The organism is Autumnicola edwardsiae (genome assembly GCF_031846505.1).
Classification (GTDB): Bacteria; Bacteroidota; Bacteroidia; order Flavobacteriales; family Flavobacteriaceae; genus Autumnicola; species Autumnicola edwardsiae.
This window is the reverse complement of sequence record NZ_JAVRHP010000187.1, coordinates 1-2,788: the sequence shown is the minus strand read 5'-3', so window position 1 is coordinate 2,788 and position 2,788 is coordinate 1. Positions and strand designations below refer to the sequence as shown.

The 2,788-nt window shown below is 32.7% G+C and carries 4 protein-coding genes; all 4 read left to right on the top strand.

The window, feature by feature from the left end; genetic code table 11:
• Positions 1–252 precede the first annotated feature (252 nt).
• The 4 genes from RM529_RS16765 to RM529_RS16750 all read left to right on the top strand — a co-directional run bounded on the left by RM529_RS16765 (position 253) and on the right by RM529_RS16750 (position 2,739).
• On the top strand, positions 253–456 hold the full coding sequence (locus RM529_RS16765; RefSeq protein ID WP_311485893.1) for a hypothetical protein: 204 nt from the start codon (positions 253–255) through the stop codon (positions 454–456).
• Positions 457–503: 47 nt separating this feature from the next.
• Positions 504–743, top strand: coding sequence for an asparaginase domain-containing protein (locus RM529_RS16760; RefSeq protein ID WP_311485892.1), 240 nt, complete (start codon positions 504–506; stop codon positions 741–743).
• A 2-nt stretch (positions 744–745) separates the two neighbouring features.
• Positions 746–1,660, top strand: a complete 915-nt coding sequence (locus tag RM529_RS16755) for a helix-turn-helix transcriptional regulator (protein WP_311485891.1) — start codon at positions 746–748, stop codon at positions 1,658–1,660.
• 239 nt (positions 1,661–1,899) lie between these two features.
• A complete protein-coding gene (locus RM529_RS16750; protein ID WP_311485890.1) occupies positions 1,900–2,739 on the top strand; it encodes an RteC domain-containing protein in 840 nt (279 codons plus the stop codon).
• The last annotated feature ends 49 nt before the right edge of the window (positions 2,740–2,788 follow it).

The window sequence follows — 2,788 nt, the reverse complement described above, 5'->3', positions numbered from 1 at the left end:
GAAATCATTTTGTTGTATTGAATCAAAATATGGTGCCCCTTGTAATGAATATTAAGAATATCGATCTTCAAATATTGATTCAGAAATGTCCGATGGCCAATAATAACAAAGGCGCATTTTGGCTAAGTGCCAATAAAGAAATACGCAATCCATATTAATGGAGAGCAGATGATGACTTGTGGGAGTACAATTGAATTTTTGCAGTAAATTTTCATTTCAAAATCTAGAGTAGATTAAATCCAATAAAAAATTATGATTCACATTATTACCACAGGAGGAACTATTGAAGGTTTGGATTATGAAAACCCAGAAAATAAGTTAGAGCAAAGTAAGATGACTATTCGGGAATTTCTTAATTCCGCCAATGTTTCCTTTCCCTACATTATCGAAAAAGCATTTGCTAAGGATAGCCGATCAATTACCAATGAAGACAGGATTTTTTTGCTAAAAAAATAAAAGCTTCCGATGCAGAAAAATTCTTAATAACCCACGGGACTTTTACGATGGAAGATACCGCAGTTTACCTTGGAAATAAGGGACTTAAAAAAACTGTTGTTCTCGTAGGCTCCTTTATACTGGGAAACTCTAAAAATACGGATGCGCCATTCAATTTAGGCTATGCAATATGTGCCTTACAATTTTTAAAACCTGGTGTTTATGTAGCTATGAATGGCAGGATTTTTCATTGGAGCAATGTTACCAAAAATCTTGAATTCAACAGGTTTGCGCCTAAAAATGAATAAAAATGTTCGGCACCTCAATTCATTGGACCACCTTTTTCTACTTGCTGATAGATACTTTTATTGTAGTTATTGCTGCCATTGAAAACTTTAAACTTAAGCGCCTTAGTTTCCAGAGATATATAATTCTCGGACTTCTGTACATCGCTTACAATACCACCGGGGGATTTTTGCCTATCGAAAATTTAACCGATCCACTTATTCTCCAGTATATTATTACTTACGGGGTTGCCATTGCATTGTGCCTGTATATGATTTATTATCTATTTAAAGATTATGATATTATTTTTTTGAAATTCCGTGCGTCTTTTAAAAATATAGCCATTTTGGTAATTAGCAGTTTTATCCTGTTATTTCTAATCCCTTATGTTTTAACAAATTCCTTGGATTCTGCCAGAATCGTGTTTACTATTCCCACCTCAATCATGGCATTTATTTTTCTCGGTCTGTTTTATAGAAAGATTTCGAATTTGAAAAGCTCTAATAACTTTATTTCAAAACGAAAGAGATTAGCGTTAATAAGTATTAGCTGTATTGTACTCTTACCTATTTTAACCGTAATTGGTGATTACCAATGGCTGACATTTTCGGTGATGAATCTGGCGTTTTATGCAATAACAACCATTGAGATCAATAGATATCTCTATTTCCTAAAAAATAAGGATATTGTATATGAAGTTTTTACATTTAATAAAGAGCAAAAAGATGCTCCAATTAATATAAAAATTATCTATCAGGATTTAACCAGAAGGGAAGTCGAGATTGCAGTATCGATTCTAAACAATCTTTCCTATAAAAAAATTGCCAAAGATCTTTATATCGCCGAGAGCACCGTATCTAAACATGCCTCCAACATCTTTAAGAAAACGGGAGTAAATAGCAGAAAAGAATTTTTATCGCGCTTCCACAAAAACTCATAACCTACAACAACCGGATTCGTTCTGAACCTGATAACAAAGCAGCTGTAAAAACCTCAATTAAAGTATACTCTTTTTATTTTCCGTATATAAATACGGATTTTTCGTAGCTAAATACGCAATATGTTTCAGGGATTCTGTATTGGTGAAATTACATTAGAGTAAAACTACCGCTTTTGCTTTTCTAAGCTGTACATGCCTGAAAAGTACTTATTCAAAAATAACCTGTAAAATGATTGGTAATGGATTTACAGTTACAAGCAGAAATACTACTCGATAAACTGAACGAAATTAAGCTTAAAAACAATGATATTTTGAATAGGGCTTTTCGTTCTATTGAAGTATGCCGTAACGTCCTTAGTTCGTTCAAAAAGGAAATCATTGCGAATAATTTTGATTCCCTTGAACAAGAGATAGAATTTTTTAAGAACATAAAACAAATCCCGCTGGTACAGCTTATTTATTTCTCAGAAATCCATTCTTTAGAAATTCAATTTCCAAAAGCCGACAAAAAAGCCCAACTTAAATTCCTAAAAAAGAAAATTGGCAAGCTTAACCGTTTCTTTTTGTATAATATTGATTTTGGGCAGTATGTCAATTCCAAAGCTACCCATTTTGATAAGGAATATTACACCCGTGATTATTTGAACACCTATCATATAACCACTTCAAAATTCTACTTTCAGGATCCCGAGTTTTGCACTCCAAGAGATATGCTTTTAGGTAAATTCAAAGCATACAATTTATTGGTTGTCTATTTGGATGAACGATTATTTAAGCTTAAAAATAATCTAAATGAGAAAACTGTTAAATCGAATACTACAGAAAAAATCCCCTGGCCATTTACCAATACCGATTGGGTGGAGCTAGTTTATGCTTTAAGTTTTGCCGGAATTACAAATCAAAATGATTTAAGTATTATCAAGCTCTCCAATAAGCTTCAAGAGATTTTTGATTTTAAACCTACCGGAAAAATATACAATACCTACCAAGACATAAAAAATAGAAAACATAGCAGGACATTGTTTTTGGACTCCCTAAGTACCTCTCTAATTTCTGAGATGAACAAGAGTGAAGAATAAATCTAAAAACTGTTAAAAAATGACCGTACTACGGTCGACCTACCGAAAT

What these genes read in the sequence shown, in the direction of transcription:
- RM529_RS16755 (WP_311485891.1), top strand. Translation starts at nt 746, where the DNA reads ATGTTCGGCACCTCAATTCATTGGACCACCTTTTTCTACTTGCTGATA.
- RM529_RS16750 (WP_311485890.1), top strand. Translation starts at nt 1,900, where the DNA reads ATGGATTTACAGTTACAAGCAGAAATACTACTCGATAAACTGAACGAA.
- RM529_RS16765 (WP_311485893.1), top strand. Translation starts at nt 253, where the DNA reads ATGATTCACATTATTACCACAGGAGGAACTATTGAAGGTTTGGATTAT.
- RM529_RS16760 (WP_311485892.1), top strand. Translation starts at nt 504, where the DNA reads ATGGAAGATACCGCAGTTTACCTTGGAAATAAGGGACTTAAAAAAACT.